Origin of the sequence: Bacteroides ndongoniae, from assembly GCF_900108345.1 — a bacterium.
Taxonomy (GTDB): Bacteria; Bacteroidota; Bacteroidia; order Bacteroidales; family Bacteroidaceae; genus Bacteroides; species Bacteroides ndongoniae.
On the sequence record NZ_FNVV01000013.1, the window covers coordinates 417687 to 438412 of the forward strand.

General features: G+C 49.0%; 11 protein-coding genes. 9 read left to right on the forward strand and 2 right to left on the reverse strand.

Going from position 1 to position 20726, the window contains the following annotated elements; translation table 11 throughout:
• From BQ5591_RS06010 to BQ5591_RS06045, 8 genes are all read left to right on the forward strand, one after another.
• Positions 1-1032, forward strand: a complete 1032-nt coding sequence (locus BQ5591_RS06010; protein WP_235817048.1) for a DUF6562 domain-containing protein — start codon at positions 1-3, stop codon at positions 1030-1032.
• Positions 1033-1091: 59 nt separating this feature from the next.
• On the forward strand, positions 1092-2636 hold the full coding sequence (locus BQ5591_RS06015; RefSeq protein ID WP_071148757.1) for a DUF6562 domain-containing protein: 1545 nt from the start codon (positions 1092-1094) through the stop codon (positions 2634-2636).
• A gap of 178 nt (positions 2637-2814) precedes the next feature.
• A complete protein-coding gene (locus BQ5591_RS06020; protein ID WP_022163226.1) occupies positions 2815-3282 on the forward strand; it encodes an HU family DNA-binding protein in 468 nt (155 codons plus the stop codon).
• 177 nt (positions 3283-3459) lie between these two features.
• Positions 3460-5994, forward strand: coding sequence for a DUF4962 domain-containing protein (locus tag BQ5591_RS06025; RefSeq protein ID WP_071148758.1), 2535 nt, complete (start codon positions 3460-3462; stop codon positions 5992-5994).
• An 82-nt stretch (positions 5995-6076) separates the two neighbouring features.
• Positions 6077-8080 carry a heparin-sulfate lyase HepC gene (hepC, locus tag BQ5591_RS06030; RefSeq protein WP_071148759.1) on the forward strand — a complete coding sequence of 668 codons (2004 nt, stop codon included), beginning with the start codon at positions 6077-6079 and terminating at the stop codon, positions 8078-8080.
• A 123-nt stretch (positions 8081-8203) separates the two neighbouring features.
• The gene (locus BQ5591_RS06035; RefSeq protein WP_071148760.1) at positions 8204-11410 is read left to right on the forward strand and encodes a SusC/RagA family TonB-linked outer membrane protein; all 3207 of its coding nucleotides are present in this window, start codon (positions 8204-8206) and stop codon (positions 11408-11410) included.
• 22 nt (positions 11411-11432) lie between these two features.
• Positions 11433-13118 (forward strand): RagB/SusD family nutrient uptake outer membrane protein, encoded by a 1686-nt coding sequence (locus tag BQ5591_RS06040; protein ID WP_071148761.1) that lies wholly within the window; start codon positions 11433-11435, stop codon positions 13116-13118.
• A gap of 517 nt (positions 13119-13635) precedes the next feature.
• Complete coding sequence (locus BQ5591_RS06045) at positions 13636-15834, forward strand: DNA topoisomerase 3 (RefSeq protein WP_071148762.1); 2199 nt, start codon at positions 13636-13638, stop codon at positions 15832-15834.
• A 160-nt stretch (positions 15835-15994) separates the two neighbouring features.
• On the opposite strand, the gene BQ5591_RS06050 is transcribed toward BQ5591_RS06045, so the two are convergent.
• Both BQ5591_RS06050 and aroC read right to left on the reverse strand, forming a co-directional pair.
• On the reverse strand, positions 15995-17347 hold the full coding sequence (locus BQ5591_RS06050) for a dipeptidase (protein WP_071148763.1): 1353 nt from the start codon (positions 17345-17347) through the stop codon (positions 15995-15997).
• 128 nt (positions 17348-17475) lie between these two features.
• The gene (gene aroC / locus BQ5591_RS06055) at positions 17476-18552 is read right to left on the reverse strand and encodes a chorismate synthase (RefSeq protein WP_071148764.1); all 1077 of its coding nucleotides are present in this window, start codon (positions 18550-18552) and stop codon (positions 17476-17478) included.
• Between the two features lie 398 nt (positions 18553-18950).
• Between aroC and BQ5591_RS06060 the strand changes: the two genes are divergently transcribed.
• The gene (locus tag BQ5591_RS06060; protein WP_071148765.1) at positions 18951-20471 is read left to right on the forward strand and encodes a PCMD domain-containing protein; all 1521 of its coding nucleotides are present in this window, start codon (positions 18951-18953) and stop codon (positions 20469-20471) included.
• Positions 20472-20726: the final 255 nt, after the last annotated feature.

The following is a 20726-nucleotide window of genomic DNA, read 5'->3' on the forward strand; positions in this document are numbered from 1 at the left end:
ATGAAGACAATGAAAAAGATATTCAAACATATTTTCAGCCTCTTGGGCAGTTGCATCTTCTTGTTGGCCTCTTGCCAGTTGCACGAAGAACCCGAAATGACAGCTACAGGAGAGTGGGGGGTAGACCCTACAGAGGTGACGGTTAAGGCACAGTTGTCGCTCCGTCTAACTGTTTCCGAAGCCGCATCGAAAGCTTTCTCCACCCGCGCAGAGGGCGATGCTGCCTACCTGCACCGTTTTATTGTGGATGCCTATCTGAGCGACGCCACTTCCGTACGGCAGGTGGTTTACGAAGAAGTAGTGGACGGACGTACCCTGCTCACTGTGCCCGTATCCCTGAAACTTCACGCACGCCCTTACCGGCTGGCTGTTTGGGCCGACTATGTGCAGGCTGACCAGAGGGCTGACTGGTTCTACGATACCACTACCCTGACTCCTGTCATCGGCAATGGACGCTACCAAGGCAACACCGACTGGAAAGACGCCTTTTATGCCATGCAGGAAGTGGACTTGAGCAGTTATCGCAACGACTGGAACGTGCAGGTGCCTCTTGAATTGACGCTCAGCCGTCCTGTGGCACGCTATCGTCTGCTGGCTACCGACCTCGACAAGCTGATAGACAAGGTTTCAGCAGGCGAAGTAAGTGGCAACAAGTTCACCGTGCGTGTGAAGTACAGCGATTATTTACCTATGGGTTTTGATGTGCTTACCGGGCAGTTGCGCAATTCTCTGCTCTACATGAGCTATAGTAAGGAGTTTACCCTGCCCGAAACACCCGTCAAGGATTTTGAGATAGGCTTTGATTATGTACTGTGCAACGAGACCGACACAGCTGTGCCTGTGGAAGTAGAAGTGGTGGACAGCCAGAACAAGACCGTGGCACGCTCCATCATACGCCTACGCTGTACTCCCGGCATGCTTACCACCGTTCGTGACAACTTCCTTACGGCCGATCCAGCCCTGGCTGAGGATGGTGTGGGCATTGATCCCGACTTCGACGACGAGATAGACATGGAGGTAGAGGTCATTTAAATGAAAACAAGCATAATTAAGTAACTATATTTATATACAAATAAAACTTTTAAGTAACCATGAAAAAGAACTTTTTCTATTCAGTGATGGCTGTGTTTACCCTGCTCTTTATGGCAGCGTGCAGTCAGGAGGAAATCATTTCCAGCAATGAAACCAACGGCGGTAAAGTCGTTCTCTCAGTGAATGTAAGCGGTGCCACACCCGATACGCGTGCAGTGGCTGATGTACAGGGATATGTGATGCGTTGCATCATGGAAGCAGTGGACAGCGAAGGGACAGTCATCGAAGGCACCCGCATGGTGCAGCCCGTGACCGCCGGAAAGGCTACCTTTGAGTTTGAAAAGAATGCAAGCGCAGCCAATTACTTGTTCTGGGCCGACTATGTGGAAGGTACTGACATAAATGATGCTAAAAAAGTGGTTTACAACGCCGAGACCTTGACCAACATTACCTATCGTCTGAACAAAACTAACGACTTGTTCAACAATCCTGCCGCCGATGCCTTCTGCGCAACCGTGGCAACCGACAACCTGGCAGGCAGCGTTACCCTGAAGCGTCCCTTCACCCGCATTGCCGTGAAGACGGCTGATGTGGATGCATTGGGCCTGACCGGTCTTACTCACATCAATCCTAATCTCTATGCAGGCGCCGGATTCAACGTTGCTACGGGTAAGGCTACTACTAAGGGACAGCTTCAGGCCACTGCCGATAGCTACGTGCCTGTGTTGACTGATGGTGAGTTTGCTTTCTATTGCTATGTGCTGGCTACTGTGGCCGGCGAAACTCGTACTTCTAGCATCACTTTCAGCAACGAAGAAGGAACCTCTACCAAGAGCATCCAGCTTCCCCCTGACCAGATGATGAGCCTTCAAAGCAACACCAGCGTCAGCCTGAAGCCGGGTGAAGAGCCGGGCGATGACAAAATTAAGATGGAAGTTGTGATAGATGATGCCTTCGAGGGTGAAGAAACTGACCCCGAAGAACCTCAGCCGGCAGGCGAACTGAAGGTCGGCGCCTATATCAATGCTCAGGGCGAAGTGGTGGCTGAGGCTACAGATGCGGTGGCTGTGGTGTTCTCTATGGCAGAGGGTAAGGCCGACAATTCAGTTTATGCAGAAGGCAAAACCGCAAAAGCGTATGCTGTGTCACTGAACAAGGCCATTAATCGCTTGCGTTTAGGCGACTGTTCAACATTGAGCCTTGCTACTACAGACGATGCAAGCCAGGCTTATGCCGGATATAGCTTCAGCAATTCAATCAAGACAGCATTCGATGCTATGGAGGGAGACAAAAGTACGCTCCAGATATTCAACGCTTTTTTCACCAATAATGAATTGACTCCTGTCAGCGCGTCAAATCTGAGCGAATGGTATATCCCTTCAATAGCACAGATTACTGATTTCATGGCATTGGAAGATGCTACCCTTAAAGCCAATGTGAAAGCTGCCTATAGTGGCAACTACTATTGCGTATCTTCGTCGGTGGTAGATGGAAGCGTACAAGGTTGCCTGATTAACGTGGCCGATGGCACAGTCAGCAAGACCGAAACAATGAGTTCCACAGCTTCGGGTCTTATCTTTTCTGTACTGACCATCTTCGAATAACCCCCTTTCGAAGCCTTGCCGACGACACGGCGTCTCGTACCCTACGGGTCGCCGTCTGGTGCCTAACGGGTCGCCGTATCGTACCCTACGGGTCGCCGTGTCGTCGATTACTATAGAATGACACAGAAAACCAAATGTTTAACTGCCTCTTCTGCAAGAGGTGAAAATCTGAAAGACTATGGCATATTTCAAACCCAAACAATTGAAATCCAACGGCAAGTACTATCCTTACGCCGTTATTACCGACCGTCCTATGGAGACGGATGAACTGGTGGAACAAATCATGGAAATGTCTACCGTACACAAGGCCGACGTGCTGGCTGTGCTGTCGGTGCTGCCCAGTGTCATGGCGCGTGGCATGAACGCCGGCCGCAGCGTACACCTGCAGGACATCGGTTTCTTCCGCTACACCATTGCCGCACGCAAGGGCGGGCAGGACACGCCCGACAAGGTGACCGCCGAGGACATCGAATTGACCCGCATTCGCTTCACCCCCGAAACCCATTATACGCAGGGCCGTGCTGTGACGCGTAACCTGGCTCCCGCCAGCGTGCGTTGGACGCGTTGGAATGGCGAAGAAAAAAGCGCAACAGGCGGAACCGGCAGTGGCGGAAGCGAAGAGGAGGGCGGAAGTCCGCTCGGATAGCCGCAATTCCTGACCTGAACTATTCTATTTCTCTATATTCCAGTATTTCCATTCACTACAGAATTATACGGATTTTTACAGATGCTTGTTTATAATAACGGAACTTCGATTGGATAATCTGTGTTAATTCGTGTAATCTCTGTAGTGATTGGGTACATTTTTTCTTATAGTATTATCATGAAACATGTCTTCCTCATAGCCCTTCTTTTCTCTTTGGCCGCTTGTACGTCTGATTCGCTTCCTCCGACCGACGAACCACAGGAAGTACCCGCTGTCGAGGTTCCCGATGCCTATCGCGACAAGATACGCACACAGCCTTATCCGAAGGCCGATAACGAGCTGATGATTAACCCGGCTCCCCTCATAGTGCCCCAAAGCCAGAAGACGGGCGAGATGCTGGAGTTTGCCCTTTCGTCTAGCGCATCGTTCAATACGTCTGAGACCCTTGTTTCCACTTTGCAGACGGGATGCTTCTTCAATCCCCACCGCGTTCTAAAGGCGGGCACATGGTACTGGCGCTTTCGCTCTTGTGCCGCCGATGGGACAGTCGCAAGTGAATGGAGTGAGGCCATCGCTTTCGAGGTAACAGGTGACGAAGCTGTGTTTGTCACCCCTTCCTTTGCCGATTTTGTTTGCAACGCGCCGCGTGATTATCCGCGTCTATATTGTTTTCTGGCTCCTCGTATTGACGAGGCGCGTCGTAAAGTGGCTTCCCATTCCGAATATAAGGCATTGTTGACACGCGCGGCAACAGCTTTAGACACCAATTATCAGGCTTTGGGCGATCTTTGTTCCCAGGCATCTGTCTTGAAGGCACAGGCTTTTTGGCTCTATCAGGCAGCCTACCTCACGCTCCAGTCGTGCTATGCGGACAAGCTGCACGAAATGTTGGAGGCATTTTGCATGGCTTCTCCATCCGACGGGCAATTGTTTGCCGACAATTTCACCTCGTCCGATGTGGCTATATGTTGCCTTTTGGCTTACGACTTGCTTCACGACAGACTTGACCCGGCAGAACGTTCGGCAGCCGAAGAGTTGCTGATGCGTGTCTTGCGCCGTTATTATAAAGAAAACTTGGGTTATCAGGAAAATCATATATTTGACAATCATTTTTGGCAGCAGAACATGCGTACTTACTTCCAGATAGCTTTTTTACTTTACGACCATCCGGTTTATGGCAGTGAAGTGTTACCTATGCTGGAATACTATTATGAGCTGTGGACGGCCCGTGCTCCGGCCGGTGGTTTCAATCTTGATGGTCTGTGGCACAACGGAACGGGCTATTTCCCGGCCAATGTTCATACACTGGCTTATATGCCGGCTTTGCTTTCCTATGTGGCTCGTTTCGACTTTCTTGGGCATCCTTGGTATCGTGCTTCCGGCCAGGCCTTGGTTTATAGCTTCCCGCCTCATTCGGCCAGCAATGGTTTTGGCGATGCCAGCGAGCAGGGCGACACCCCCAGCCGGCTAACGGCTGCCTTTGCCGACTATCTGGCACGGGAAACTGGCGATGCTTATGCGGGCTGGTATGCCGCCGAGTGTGCCGACCTGGTGGCTCAGGACTATGAGCTGCGCCTTTACCGCATGTGTGCCGACCGCACTTACGATACGGTTTTCCCCGCCGATGCGCCTAAAATGTTGTGGTATGAGGATACGGGCGAAGTGGCCATGCACAGTCATCCGGGGAGTACGGATGATGATTTGGCTTTGTCGTTCCGTTCCAGCACATTCGGTTCGGGTAGTCATACAACGGCCAGCCAGAATGCGTTCAATCTGCTCTATGAGGGGCAGCCCGTTTATCGCAGTACTGGTTATTATCAGAATTTCAGCGATGCCCACAACCTGATGTCCTATCGTCATAGTCGTGCGCACAATACGCTGTTGGTCAATGGTATAGGACAGCCCTATTCCACGAAAGGATATGGCAGCGTAGTCCGTGCCTTGGGAGGCAGTCATATCAGTTATTGCTTGGGCGATGCTTCACATGCTTATTGTGGCGTGTCCGATGACCCCATGTGGGTCTCTGCTTTCGAGCAGGCTGGTATTAGCCAGACACCGGAAAATGGTTTCGGTGACACTCCGTTGAATTGCTATCGGCGGCATGTATTGATGTTGCATCCAGACATATTGCTTGTTTACGATGAGTTGGAGGCTTCCGAGCCTGTGCGTTGGGAGTGGTTGTTGCATAGCCCGGTGCGTTTCAGCATCGACGAAGAACAACAGATGCTCACTACAGCTGGAGCCGATGGCAGTTATGTGGCGGTGACGCAGTTGTTTTGTGGAGAGCCGTTCAGTTTGAGTCAGACGGACCGGTTCCGAGTGCCGCCCGCACAGATTACGCCCGCTACCCCCAATCAGTGGCACCTCACTGCTACGGTGGAAGGCAGTAGTGCGGCGCGTTTCCTGGCTGTGGTTCGGGTGGGGCATACGGGCGCCGATATACCTTTGTTGCGCAGCACTGGCAATCACATCTTTGAGGTGGGCGACTGGAAGATACGCGCCGTGCTCGATGCCTCGCAACCGGCCGCGCTGGAGGTGACTCACGATGCCGTTCCCGTGGTGTTCAGCCTGGGGGCAGACAATCCGCAGATTGGTGGCACACCTTACATGCGTCGCTATGCCTCTTCTTCCGTACTCTACGATGAAATCGACGGTGTGTGGCAGGTGCAGGAAGCGGTAGACAAAACGCCTGTCATGACACGGAATAGATGATGGGGGATGAAACAAATGACACGGATGAAATAATGTGATGAACTTATAAATAAATGATAGTAATTATTGTAACTTCAAATTAATGAAACGTATATATGCTTTACTGCTTGCTTTGCCGTTAACCTTTATGGTTCTTCAGGCTCAGTCGTTGAACAAGGAAGCTTTTGCACTGCTCAACTTGGATTATCCGGGGTTGGAGCAGGTGAAGGAAGCTTACGGTCGCGGAAACTGGAAGAAAGCCGCTCAAGCTCTGTTGGACTATTTTCGGCAACGTGCCGGTGTGGTTTATCCGGCTTTGGATTTGAATAAAGTGACTCTCAGTCCCACCGAGCGGAAGTGGGCTGATGAGGCCCTGGAGCACACATTCTTTGTGCATACCGGTTATCAACCGTCCTTCAACTACGGCAAGGATATTGATTGGAAATACTGGCCGGTGCGCGACAACGAATTGCGCTGGCAGCTTCATCGTCATAAATGGTTCATTCCCATGGGTAAGGCTTACCGGGTGACGGGTGATGAGAAGTATGCTCGCGAATGGGTATTGCAGTACGTGGACTGGATTCGTAAGAACCCGTTGGTGAAGATAAATCCCGATTTGTATGAGCTGGCCGATGTGGACAGTGTGAAGGGCGAAGTCGAAAACGTGCGTTTTGCTTGGCGTCCGCTGGAGACGGGTATTCGCTTGAAAGACCAGATAGATCAGTTCCTGCTGTTCCTTCCTTCCCGGTATTTCACGCCTGCATTCCTTACGGAGTTTTTGGTGAACTATCACAAGCATGCCGTGCACGTTCAGGAAAACTATTCTGCCGAGGGCAATCATTTGTTGTTCGAGGCCCAGTACGTGCTCAATGCAGGTATCTTCTTTCCCGAATTTGCCGAAGCCTCCCGGTGGCGTCAGAGTGGCATAGATGTTCTGAACCGTGAAATCAGGAAGCAGGTCTATGCCGACGGTGGACAGTATGAACTTGATTTGGGATACCATGCTGCGGCTATTGACATATTTAGCCAGGCACTATCCATGGCCGATGCTAATGGCTTTCGTGAGGATTTTCCCGACTCATATGTTGAGACCATTCACCAGATGATGCACTTCTACCTGAACACCCTGTTTCCCGACTATACTGTTCCCTGTTTTAGCGACGGAAGGCGGTCGGCTCCCTACAGTTTTATCAAGAGTTTTAAGAGATGGTCTGCCCAGTTCCCTGATGATGAGCAGTTGCGCTACTTTGCTACGCAGGGCAAGGAAGGGCGGTGTCCCATTCATCTGTCGTATGCTTCGCCTGTCACTGGTTTCTTCACTTTACGCAACGGGTGGAAGGAAGATGCTACGGTGATGGTGCTCAAGGCTGGTCCGAAGGGAGAATGGCATTGTCAGCCGGACAACGGTACCTTTGAATTGTGGTCGGGCGGAAAGAACCTCTTTCCCGACTCGGGCTGCTATGTGTTCGGAGGCGATGAGGAAGTGTGGAAACAGCGTAACTGGTTTCGGCAGACTGCTGTACACAACACGCTGACGCTCGACAACCGCAATCTGGAGACAACCCAATCTGTCACCCGCCTGTGGAAGGCGGAGGGTGATACTCGGATATTGGTAACAGAGAATCCAGGATATTCCGGTTTGCTTCACCGACGTTCGGTGTTCTTTGTCAGAGGCAGTTACTTCGTGTTGGTGGACGAGGCTATCGGTCCGGCAACAGGTACGGTAAACCTGCACTATCAGTTGTGCGACGGGGCAGTGGAGGTCAGTCGCGAACAAAACCGCCTGACTACCCACTACGATGGTGAGAGCAATGTGCGGTTGCAGTGCTTCTCGGCTCATCCGATGGAGATGGTAGAGGAGGAAGGATGGTACTCTGTGGCTTATCGCGAACGCATTCGCCGTCCGGCATTCTCTTTCAATGTAAAGAAGAACGATGAAAACCCTGTTCGTTATGTCACCGTTATCTGCCCGCGCAAGCAGGCGGATAACACAACCATTCATGCTTCACTTGCTGAAGCTGGTGATGGCCGCATCGTGGTAGAAGTTGAGGTGGATGGGCAGAAAGATAGACTGTATTACAATCTTGCTGGTGCCGAACAATATTAAACAAAGCATATTTATAAAAGCATTCAAAAGAAATAGAGGGCGTTTGTCGGGCTTTTCTTTAATCTTTTTTGAATGTCAGCATGGAAATAATTCATTTAAAATTCTATTAATATTTAAACAACAATGAGAAATCTTATCTTAGCTTTGCTGTTGGTGGTAGGCATCACCGGTCTTCGTGCGCAAAGCCTGACCGTCACCGGTAGAGTGATGGACAATGAAAATTTGGAAGTGATAGGCGGAAACGTCAGCCTCAAAGGTGCGGCGGGCGTGGGCACCATCACCGATATGAACGGAAACTACACCATAACCGTCAATGATGCCAAGAAAGACGTATTGGTGTTTTCTTACATCGGTATGAAAACCATAGAAGTGCCCGTGAAGGGACGTAGTAAGATTGATGTGACGCTGGAGGCTGACAACCAGTTGCTTGAAGAAGTGGTTGTTGTGGGCTATGCTACTGTGAAGCGCAAGGACCTGACCGGTTCCGTAGCCTCTATCAAGAGTGAGGATCTAATGAAAGTGCCCACTTCGGATGCTACACAGGCATTGGCCGGACGCATGGCGGGTGTGCAGATTGTACAGACCGACGGTCAGCCGGGTGCAGAGGCTTCCATTCGTGTGCGTGGCGGTATCTCCATTACTCAGAGCAATGAGCCTCTTCATGTGATAGATGGTTTCCCCACAGAGGACGGTATGTCCAGCCTCGACCCCGCCGACATTGAGAGCATCGACGTGCTGAAGGACGCTTCTGCCACCGCCATCTACGGTGCCCGGGGTGCCAACGGTGTGGTACTCATCACGACCAAGAGTGGCAAGAGCATGGAGGGCAAAGGACAGGTGACGTTTGACGCCTATGTGGGCTTCCGCAAGCTTGCCAACAAGCTCGACGTGCTGAGTACCGAAGAGTTTGTGCTGGCCGACTATGAACGCACCGTGGGGCTGACCTCCACCCCCGAAGAAACCATGACCGCCTGGCAGAACCGCTACGGCAGCTTCCTGGAACTGCACGAAAACTATGGCAACCGTCCCGGCATTGACTGGCTGGACGAAACCATGGGACGCACCACGCTGACGCAGAACTACCGTGTAGGCGTGAACGGTGGCAGCGAAGCGGTGAAGTACAACCTGGCCTATAGCTACAACAAGGATGAGGGAGCCATGGTATACAGCGGCAGCGAGCGCCACAACATTACTCTGGGTGTGAACGGCAAGGTGAACGACAAACTCAGCGTTACTGCACGCATCAACTTCGACTATCGTAGTATTTACGGAGCAGGCGTGGCAGGCAACGGTACTAACGAAGGCGGCAGCAACACGGATGCCCGCTTCAACAAGATGGCACAGATTCTGCAATACCGTCCTACTATCGGCATTAAGGGCAGCGATGACGAACTGCTGATGGGTGAAGATCCGCTGCTGACCGACGAAGCCGGCAATGTGATGCAGAATCCGTTGATAAACGCAGCTGAAGAAAAAGACGACCGCGAAATCCGCACGCTACAGGCTAATGGCGGATTGACCTATAAAATAATGAAGGGGTTGACTTTTCGCAACAACACCGGTATGCGTTACCGTACGCAACGCCGCGAGCTGTTTTATGGCGACCAGTCCATCATGGGACGCCGTAACGGTACTTATGGCTCTATCCGTAATACGGAAGATGGCAGCTTTCAAACCTCGAACGTGCTGACTTACGAAACCCGTTTCCAGAAAGCGCATAAGCTGACCGCCCAGTTAGGCCAGGAGTATGTGCATCGTTGGGAACGTTATGTTCACACCGAGGTTAGTAATTTGCCTACCGATGACTTCCAGTTGGATGACATGGGTATCGGTACACCTTCGGCGTCTGATTCTTATCTGAATGATGATGATAACCTGCTCTCTTTCTTCGCCCGTGTCAACTATGACTATAAGGACAAGTACCTGCTGAGTGCTACTCTGCGTGCCGACGGCTCGTCCAAGTTCAGTGCCGACAACAAGTGGGGCATTTTCCCTGCCGTATCTGCCGCCTGGCGTCTGGGTGAGGAGGAATTCATCAAGAAGCTCAATATCTTCTCCGACCTGAAGTTCCGCATCGGTTACGGTTTGGCAGGAAACAACCGCATAGGCAGCTATAACAGTCTGGCACTGTTCAGTTCCGTGCTTACTGCCATGGGCGATGCTCTGGTGCCGGGTTATGCTTCGAGTGTCATTCCGAATAAAGACCTGAAGTGGGAGGCCAACAAGACGTTCAACATGGGTTTCGACTTCGGTTTCTTGGAACAGCGCATTACCGTTTCGCCCGAGTTCTATATCAACCGTAGTAGCGACTTGTTGCTGAGCACCCGTCTGCCCATGTCGTCGGGCTATGAAACGATGATGGTCAATGCCGGCGAGACAAAGAATGTGGGTATCGACCTGACAGTCAATACGCAGAATATCGTTACGAAGGACTTCTCGTGGAATACTACGCTGACCTTCTCGCACAACAAGAACACCGTTGAGGCATTGACCGGTGAGGAGGTGCAGCTGTTCGAGGCTAAGTTCGGCTACAATCAGAATACTCACCGCCTGGCTGTGGGCGAACCCATCGGCCAGTTCTATGGCTTTATCACCGATGGACTCTATCAGGTAGACGATTTCGACTACGACCCCACTACCAAAACCTACACCCTGAAGGACGGTGTGGCATGCTATGGCAACCGCAACACAGTGCAGCCGGGCGACTGGAAGTTCCGCAACATGGACGGAAACGACGTGATAGACGAGAACGACAAGACGGTCATAGGCAATGCCTCGCCCAAGTTCTACGGCGGTTTGAACAACAACCTCACCTACAAGGGTTTCGACCTGAGTGTGTTCTTCACTTTCAGCTATGGCAATGAAGTACTGAATGCTACTAAGTTGGTGACAAGCAAGGTGGGACGCGAAAATTATAATGCCCTGAATGTGATGAACAGCCACAACCGCTGGATGACCATCAACGACCGAGGCGAACGGGTGACCGACCCTGCCGAACTGGCTGCTATGAACCAGGGCAAGAGTGTTGCTTCCTGGCATGACAATCAGGAGGGTAACAAATACATTCATTCGTGGGCAGTGGAAGATGCCTCTTTCCTGCGCCTGAGCAACGTGACTTTGGGCTATACGTTCCCCAAACAGTTGATAAAGAAAATAAAGCTGAGCAATCTGCGTGTGTATGCCACCGGCAACAATCTCTTCACATGGACACCCTACACAGGCTTCGACCCCGAAGTGAGCAACATGCGTAGCCCGCTGACTCCCGGTGTGGACTTCGGTTCCTATCCACGTAGCCGTTCTTTCATTTTCGGTGTAAACATCGCATTCTAACCTCAATAAACAAATGATAGCAATGAAAAAATACACATTATTATATATAGCATTTGTTCTGCTGGCTGTTTCGTTCACATCGTGCGAGGATATGCTGACAGAGACCCCAAATTCGAGTTATGACAAGGACGGCTTCTTCAGTACGGAGGCCAAGGCCGAAATGGCCGTCTTGGGTATCTACAATTCTATTTCAGACTATCGCCACTATGGCTGGTACGAAATGGCATCCATGGCATCGGACGATACATATTATTTGGCCCGCACTGGTTCGGATAATCAGATTAAGGATATGGTGCACTACACAGTAAATTCCACCAACGAATGGGTCAGAATGCTTTGGCTGTTGAAGTACCAGGGCATTGACCGGGCTAATATGGCTATTGACGGCATAGAGAACATGTCCGCCTATGCCGACAGTCAGAAACTGAAAGCACTCGATGCCGAAGCTCGTTTCCTGCGTGCCTTCCTAGCTTTCGATTTGGTAAAGAGTTGGGGTGATGTGCCTTTCAAGACTTCCTACTCGGCCAGTTACGATGAGGCATTCGGTGCCCGAGTGAGCCGTGAGGAAATTTACGATCAGATTATTGCTGACTTGGACTTTGCTAAGAATAACCTGGACTGGGCTACGGCTTCGTCCAGTCCAGAACGGGTGACGCAAGGTGCCGCTCGTGCTCTGCTGATGCGTGTTTATTTGCAACGTGCCGGCTATAGCTTACAGTTAGATGGAAAACTGTCGTGTCCCGATGAAAGTACCCGTAAAACGTATTTTGAAGCAGCCCTTACAGAGTGGGATGCTTTTCAGGCAAATGGTTACCATGGCTTCTATGAAGGTGGTTATGAAGCTCTTTTCAAAGGCTTTTCTGAAGGTGTGCTTAATAGTAAGGAGAGTCTGTTCGAAATTTCGTTCTATCACCAGCAAGGCAGTCGTAACGGGGGTGCATGGGGCATTTACAACGGTCCGCTGGTGGCCGAACCTACGGGGATTGCTTCTTCTGAATCAGCCAACTATATGGGGAGAGCCAACGGTTTTTTTATTACTGTGCCTGAGTGGAAGAACTTTTTTGAGGAAGGCGATGTGCGTCGCGATGTGAGTATCTGTACTTATCGTTTTGCTTGGAAAAACAAGCAGCATGTAAAGGAAGAACGCGGTGCCGGTTCTTGGTATCCAGGTAAGTGGCGTAGAGAATGGATGGCTCCTGAAAGCCGTAACAAAAATATGAACTATGGTGACGTGAACTATTGTGTCTTGCGCTATGCCGATGTAGTGTTGATGGCAGCGGAAGCCTACAACGAAGTGGGAAAGACAGAACAGGCTTGGATGTTGTTAAATAGTGTACGTCAACGTGCTGGAGCCACTTCTTATACATCGGCCAACTACGATCAACTGATGGCTGTCCGCAAAAAAACACATGATCTGCCTTTCATTACTGACGGTGATGAACAGGGACGTTTTCGCACGGCTCTTTATTGGGAGCGTGGCTTTGAATTATCTTTTGAAGGACAGCGTAAATTTGACCTCATTCGCTGGGGGGTGTTGGCCGATGCTCTGAAACTTTTCGGTGAGAATAGTTCGGTGAACAAAAAGGAAAACAAACCTTATCCTGCTTACCAAAACTTTGTCAGCGGCAAACATGAGTTGTTGCCCATTCCTTTGGTCGAATTGCAGAGTAATCCGAAGTTAGAGGCTAAAAATAATCCGGGGTATTGATCGAATTACCTAATTTAATGCCTTGCTATCTTTGGCCCCGGTACTTCGGTTGCCAAGGCTGCTTGCCAGATTTTGGAGATCTTGATGGATGAAGAATAATTCATTGATTTAATCGTTAAAGAAGGGCGGGATGTATTTACATTTCCGCCCTTCTTCTTAATCAATGTTATTCTGGATATTTTTTAGGTATTATATTTGCAAAAACCAAAGATATTATTATCTTTGCAGCATGTTTTTCATAGTATTAGATTTAAAATTAACAAAGGTTGGGCTCGGCGGAGCCCTTTTTTTATGCAGGTAAACGGGCATTAAAATTTATGCGTTTGTGGGGGAATGGTGATAATACGTTTGTTTCATTATCAGATAGCTGTAATTTATTTCCCAGTTGGAGAAATATTTTTCCCCAGTTGGGTAAAAATATTCCCTCAGTTGGAGGCTACGAATTTTCCAGTTCTTCGTTTTTTCATTCCTTATTAAATCTGTATCTTTGCCCGACTAAAAAACAACTGAAGAAGTAATGATAGTTTGCATAGCCGAGAAACCTTCTGTGGCACGTGATATTGCCGACGTGCTGGGAGCAAGGGATAAAAAAGACGGATATATCGAAGGAAACGGATATCAGGTGACGTGGACATTCGGCCATCTTTGTACCTTGAAAGAGCCGCACGAATACACGCCCGACTGGAAATCGTGGAGATTGGAGTATCTGCCTATGATTCCTCCCCGTTTTGGCATCAAGCTTATCAGTAATCCTACTTACGAACGTCAGTTTCATGTCATTGAAGGCCTGATGCAGAAGGCCGATATGATCATCAATTGTGGTGATGCCGGCCAGGAAGGTGAACTTATCCAACGCTGGGTGATGCAGAAGGCTGGTGCCCGGTGTCCGGTGAAACGGCTTTGGATATCGTCGCTTACCGAGGAGGCCATCCGTGAAGGATTTGCCAAACTACGCGATGCTGCCGATTTTCAACCGTTGTACGAAGCCGGCCTGAGTCGTGCCATTGGCGACTGGCTGTTGGGCATGAATGCTACACGCTTGTATACGATGAAGTACGGTCAGAATGGTCAGGTCCTCTCCATCGGGCGGGTACAGACTCCTACGCTGGCGCTTATTGTGAATCGTCAGCTCGAAATCCAACATTTTGTCCCCAAACAGTATTGGGTTCTCAATACCGTTTATCGCGACACGTCCTTTTCTGCTCTTATCCGCAAGAGTGATGAAGAACTGGCTTTAGAGGCCGAAAAGCAGCAAGAAGCCATTGCGGCCGGTAGGAAGCCTAAGAAAGAGGAAGAAAACCGTGGTATTGACCCCATTACCGACCGTGTACGGGGTGAGGAATTACTGGCACGTATTAAAGACGAGCCTTTTACTGTCACTTCTGTCACCAAGAAAGAAGGTCGGGAAGCTCCGCTTCGTCTGTTCGATTTGACTTCGCTGCAAGTAGAGTGTAACAAGAAGTTCGCTTACTCGGCCGATGACACCCTGAAGACTATCCAGTCTCTTTACGAGAAAAAGATAACGACTTATCCTCGTGTAGATACGACCTTCCTGAGTGACGATATTTATCCCAAATGTCCTTCTATCCTGAAAGGTTTACGAGGTTATGAAACACTGACGGCGCCGCTGGAAGGTACCACTCTGATCAAGTCGAAAAAAGTATTCGACAATTCGAAAGTGACAGACCATCATGCCATTATTCCCACCGGTCAGCCGCCTGTCAACCTGACTGACCTGGAGCGGCGTGTGTTCGACCTCATAGCCCGTCGGTTTATTGCCGTCTTCTATCCCGATTGTCGTTTTTCTACTACTACAGTCATGGGCGAGACAGGAGGTATTGAGTTCAAGACCTCGGGTAAACAGATATTGGATCCGGGGTGGAGGGTGGTATTCAATTACAACGCTTCGGCACAGGACAATAATGATGAAGGGACAAAGGATAGCGGCGACGAAGACCGGGTCCTTCCGGCTTTTGTCAAAGGAGAAAGTGGACCTCACGTACCCGAATTGGTCGAGAAGTGGACACAGCCTCCACGTCCGTATACCGAAGCTACGTTGCTGCGGGCTATGGAGACTGCCGGAAAACTGGTGGATAACGATGAACTGCGCGATGCTCTGAAGGAGAATGGCATAGGACGTCCTTCTACACGTGCGGCCATCATCGAGACTTTGTTCAAGCGTAACTATATCCGGAAAGAAAAGAAAAATCTGATTGCTACTCCTACGGGGGTAGAGCTGATACAGACCATTCACGAGGAACTGCTGAAGAGTGCCGAACTGACTGGTATCTGGGAAAAGAAACTGCGCGAGATAGAACGTCGTACCTATAATGCAGCTCAATTCTTGGAAGAACTGAAGCAGATGGTTGCCGAGATTGTGGCCAGCGTCTTGGCCGATCGCAGTAATCGGCGTATTACCGTGCAGACTCCTTCTGTGGAAAAAGCGGGACGCGCGGTGAAGTCTGCTGCTGCTTCTGAGGCGAAGCCGAAAAAGGAAACCGGAAAGCGAGCTCCTCGCAAGAAGAAGGCAGATGCTGCGGCTGCCGTTTCTCCTGCAGCAGCTACTACGACTGTGGCTACACCTGTCGCTACTGCTACCGACGAGTTGGTGGGTACTCCTTGTCCGCTCTGTGGCAAAGGAACCGTTATAAAAGGAAAGACTGCTTATGGCTGTTCGGAATGGCGTAACGGATGCAGTTTCCGAAAACCTTTCTAACACTGTGCCTGTCTGTTGACAAGTAGTTGCGATGAGGCAGATAAAGACAGCGAACAGCTTGTCTGAAACAAATAACCCGGACAAACACTGATATTGTTTTTGGTGTTGTCCGGGTCTGTTGTTTTGTACTAGCCGACCATTCTTTGGGTGAACAACAGCTTTAATGGAAGTTCAGGTGGAACTCTACTACAGCTTCGATACCTTTGCGAATGATGTCGAGCGGTATATTTTCATTGGGCGAGTGGATGGCATTGCTTTCCAGTCCGAATCCCATCAGAACGGTCTTGATGCCTAATACCTGTTCGAAAGTGGAAATAATAGGGATGCTTCCGCCACGGCGTACGGCCAGCGGCTTCTTGCCGAAAGCTTTCTCAAAACCTTTCTCCGCTGCCTGATAGGCCGGCAGGCTGATGGGGCAAACATAACCCTGGCCGCCATGCATGGGAGTGACTTTTACCTGTACGGTGGCAGGAGCAATGCTTTGAATATAGTCGGCAAATAGCTGGGAGATTTTGTGGTGGTCCTGATGCGGAACAAGTCGGCAGGATACTTTAGCGTAAGCCTTGGAAGGGAGCACTGTCTTTGAACCTTCTCCGGTGTATCCGCCCCAGATGCCGCAGATGTCGAACGATGGCCGGCAGCTGTTACGTTCCAGTGTGCTGTATCCTTTTTCGCCAAACAGTTCACGAACGCCTATGGCAGCCTTGTATTTTTCTTCATCAAAAGGAATGTGGGCAATCATGTCGCGTTCGGCCTGAGGAACTTCTTCTACATCGTCGTAGAAACCGGGGACGGTGATACGGCCGTCGGCATCGACAATGCGGCTCATCATCTGGCACAGTACGTTGATGGGGTTGGCTACTGCACCGCCAAAGTGTCCGGAATGCAGGTCGCGGTTAGGACCGGTTACTTCAATTTCCCAATAAGCCAGTCCGCGCAGACCTGTAGTCAATGAAGGAAGGTCGGCACCCAGCATGCTGGTGTCGGATACAAGGATGATGTCAGCCTTGAGCAGTTCGCGGTGGTCTTTACAGAAAGCTTCGAGACTGGGAGAACCAATCTCTTCTTCGCCTTCGAAGATGAATTTTACGTTGTGAGTCAGCAGGTTGTTCTTTACAAGATATTCGAATGCTTTCACCTGGATGAACGATTGACCTTTGTCGTCATCGGCACCACGTGCCCATATATGCCCGTCACGTACTTCGGGTTCGAAGGGGGCGCTTTTCCACAGTTCCAGCGGTTCGGCCGGCATTACGTCGTAGTGGGCATAGATGAGGATGGTTGGAGCTTCGGGATTGACATTCTTTTGAGCAAAAACCATCGGATTACCTTGCGAAGGCATCACCATGGCTTCGTCGGCACCTGCTTCCAGCAGCAACTGACGCCAGCGTTCGGCACAGGCCAGCATGTCGTCGTGATGTTCCGGCTGGGCGCTGATACTTGGGATACGGATGAGGCTGAACAATTCGTCCAGCATGCGGGATTCGTTTTCAGAGATGTAGGTCTTGATCATAAGCGAGGAAAACTCTTTTTCCGCTCCCTGATCCGTCGGAGGGGGAGCGGGTGGATTAAAAGTAATACATTATATAATAGGTAAGCCGTTTCCTTTCTCCCATTTCTTTGGGGCGGAGGAGAGGCCTCTTACAATTGCGTTGTCCGGTCTATCAGGTAGAAATCCAGAATGGTCAGTGCGGCCATGGCTTCTACGATGGGTACGGCCCGGGGCAGTACGCAAGGGTCGTGGCGTCCGCGGGCTTTCAGGGTAGTATCCCGTCCGTCGATGTTGACGGTATGCTGCTCCATAAGCACAGTGGCTACAGGCTTGAAGGCTACGCGGAAGTAGATGTCTTGTCCGTTACTGATGCCACCCTGTATGCCTCCTGAGTGATTGGTATGGGTGGTGATGCGGCCGGCATCGTTGTAGAAGACATCGTTCTGTTCCGATCCTTTCATTTTCAGTCCTTTGAATCCGTCGCCGTATTCGAAAGCTTTAGCTGCATTAATACTTAGCATACCCGATGCCAATGCGGCTTGCAGTTTGCCGAAAACGGGCTGTCCTAGTCCGACAGGGCAACCTGTGATGACACAGGTGATGACTCCGCCTATTGTATCGCCTTCGGCTTTCACTTGGGTGATGAGCTGTTCCATTTCTTTAGCCTTTTCCGGATCAGGGCAACGTACGGGGTTGGTTTCTGTCAGATCCAGATTGTAAGCGGTGTAGTTTTCTTCCAGACGGATAGGGCCTACTTGCGAGGTATATGCGGTAATACGTATGCCAAGTTGGCGTAATGCCAGTTTAGCCAATGCTCCTGCTACGACGCGCGAAATGGTTTCGCGGGCCGATGACCGTCCGCCTCCCCGATGATCCCGAATGCCATATTTCACCCGGTAGGTGTAGTCGGCGTGCGAGGGACGGTATACTTCTTTCAGATTATCGTAGTCGTTCGAGTGTTGGTTTTCGTTCCATACGATGAAACCAATGGGGCAGCCGGTAGATTTTCCTTCAAAGATGCCGGAAAGAAACTCCACTTTGTCGGCCTCTTTGCGTGGAGTAGTAAGGTCCGATTGTCCGGGACGACGACGGTCAAGTTCTTTCTGTACGAAATCCATGTCAATGGTGATACCGGCGGGAAATCCGTCAATAACACCTCCGATGCCTTTGCCATGCGATTCGCCAAAACTGGTCAGGCGCAGGATGTTTCCAAATGAGTTGAACATAGTCGATATGCTTTAAATAGGTTATATATAACTATAGTGTACTTTGATGCCTTTGTTAGATTTTATTTTTTCTATAAAGATAATGCTTTTTTGTGAAATCTGAACGTAAGTCTTGAAAAGTTTTGCAGAATGTTGAAGGATGGTACAAAGTAAACAGTCTTTTTGTTTTGGGACTATTTAGTTAAAAGGCTAGGTATTAGTTACTCTTTAATTCTTTTAAAACATAGAACTCTTTAGGCCTCTTATAAAAAAATGGTAAAAATGGAACAACTTTTTTGTGGAAAAGAACTTGTGGAAGTCATGCAAAAAGTGTTATTTTGCACCCTTAATGCAAAATAGAAGAATTAAGGTCTCCGTTGTGGAGATATTATTAACTAAAATCAAGTAGGTTAGAAAGTATGAAAAAAAGATTATTTTATTTATTCGCATTGATTTGTTCAATGAGTTTGTTCGTTGCTTGTAGCGACGATGATTCTACTCCGGCCGATTATTCACAGGTAATTCAGGATGAGATTGCCGGTGGATACAAGGGAGAACTGAAAGTGAACGTTATGGGACAGGATATGCCTTCTGCTTATCAGAAAATAATGGTAGAAAAGGCTAGTACTACTGCTATCAACTTGTTTATTACGGATTTTGCTTTTATGGGTATTCCGGTAGGTGATGTTGAATTATTGAATTGTGAACTTACTCCGAACGGTAATGCATATACATTTACTGGTACTACTACTGTTAAGGTAGAAGTAGCTGGCTTGGACGCAGATGTTGAAGCTCAGGGTTCTGTTGCAAACGGCACTCTTTCTTTAAATTTGAACATAAAGGCTATGCTTGGTTCGATGGAGCAGGATGTTAAAGTTACGTTTGCCGGTACTAAATTGACAGGTACGGAGAAGACTGAGGCTGATATTTTGACTTTTACGTTCGATAATACTGATGTTGTGACCGAGCAGCCTGTTATCAATGATGATAATACAATTACTTTTAAGGTTGTCGAAGGTGCTGATATCACAGCTTTGGTTCCAACTATTACAGTTTCCGAAGGTGCTACAGTGACTCCGGCTACAGGTGTGGCTCAAGACTTCTCTGGAGGTCCTGTGACTTACACTGTTGTTTCCGAGGATTATGGAAAGACGAAGACATATCAGGTTTCTGTATCTGGATTGCAGAATGTTTTGAGTTTCTCTTTCGATGAATGGGAAATGGTTGATCTTGGTGAAGATTATGAATCATATTATTCTCCACTTCCTCTTAATTTATTGGCTACTCCTAATGAAGGAGCACAGTTATTGAATTATAAAGCTAATCCATTAGTCGGTTATCCTGTTGTTATCGAAGAAAATGGTTACGAAGGGAAAGCAGCTAAGCTAGTAACGCGTGATGCTCGTAATACTATGGCTGCCTTGGCCAAGGCTTATATTACCGCAGGTTCAGTATTTACTGGTTCTTTTGAATATGATATGTTGGGTGCTTTGCGTCCCGGTGGTGCTCTAAAAATGACTCACTTCGGTGTTGTTTATGATAAGAAACCTTTAAGATTTAAAGGCGTATATAAATATGCTCCCGGAACTCCTTTCATCAGAACCGTTGAAGGTGTAGCAACAGAAACGGAAGAGGTAGATGAATGTGCTATTCAGGCAGTTCTTTATACGATAACTACTGCTGATGAAACATTGGATGGAAGTAACATTGACAGTGATGATGAGCGTATTGTTGCAAGAGCCAGATTGGAAGACGGTACAGCCAAGAGTGAATGGACTGAATTTGACTTGAACTTTACTTGGAAAGATGGCGCTACTTATGATGCAGAGAAAACATATAAACTGGCTATTATATGTTCTTCAAGTAAAGATGGTGCAAACTTTAATGGTGCGGCTAATAGTACTTTGATTGTAGACAATTTGGAAGTCATCGGTGAATAAAATATACTAAAATATAATCTGGAAAGCTGTCTCTTGCTTTGAGGCAGCTTTTTTTATATCATATTCTCTCTTCCTTTTCATCATGAAATGTGGCATGTGACTTCTCTTTCTTTTTCTGATTTTATTCAGGAAAGTATTAAGATAGCATCAGATGTTTTATCTTTTATTCATCTGAAAATTCAGACTGAATGTAAAAGAGGAGGCGATACAAAAACGACAGAGTCTTTCGGATGAGTTAGCTGATAATAGAAATTC

Bases quoted from the DNA above. Each gene is read 5' to 3' on its own strand.
- BQ5591_RS06010 (WP_235817048.1), top strand. From the start codon at position 1: ATGAAGACAATGAAAAAGATATTCAAACATATTTTCAGCCTCTTGGGC.
- BQ5591_RS06015 (WP_071148757.1), top strand. From the start codon at position 1,092: ATGAAAAAGAACTTTTTCTATTCAGTGATGGCTGTGTTTACCCTGCTC.
- BQ5591_RS06020 (WP_022163226.1), top strand. From the start codon at position 2,815: ATGGCATATTTCAAACCCAAACAATTGAAATCCAACGGCAAGTACTAT.
- BQ5591_RS06025 (WP_071148758.1), top strand. From the start codon at position 3,460: ATGAAACATGTCTTCCTCATAGCCCTTCTTTTCTCTTTGGCCGCTTGT.
- hepC (WP_071148759.1), top strand. From the start codon at position 6,077: ATGAAACGTATATATGCTTTACTGCTTGCTTTGCCGTTAACCTTTATG.
- BQ5591_RS06035 (WP_071148760.1), top strand. From the start codon at position 8,204: ATGAGAAATCTTATCTTAGCTTTGCTGTTGGTGGTAGGCATCACCGGT.
- BQ5591_RS06040 (WP_071148761.1), top strand. From the start codon at position 11,433: ATGAAAAAATACACATTATTATATATAGCATTTGTTCTGCTGGCTGTT.
- BQ5591_RS06045 (WP_071148762.1), top strand. From the start codon at position 13,636: ATGATAGTTTGCATAGCCGAGAAACCTTCTGTGGCACGTGATATTGCC.
- BQ5591_RS06050 (WP_071148763.1), bottom strand. From the start codon at position 17,347: ATGATCAAGACCTACATCTCTGAAAACGAATCCCGCATGCTGGACGAA.
- aroC (WP_071148764.1), bottom strand. From the start codon at position 18,552: ATGTTCAACTCATTTGGAAACATCCTGCGCCTGACCAGTTTTGGCGAA.
- BQ5591_RS06060 (WP_071148765.1), top strand. From the start codon at position 18,951: ATGAAAAAAAGATTATTTTATTTATTCGCATTGATTTGTTCAATGAGT.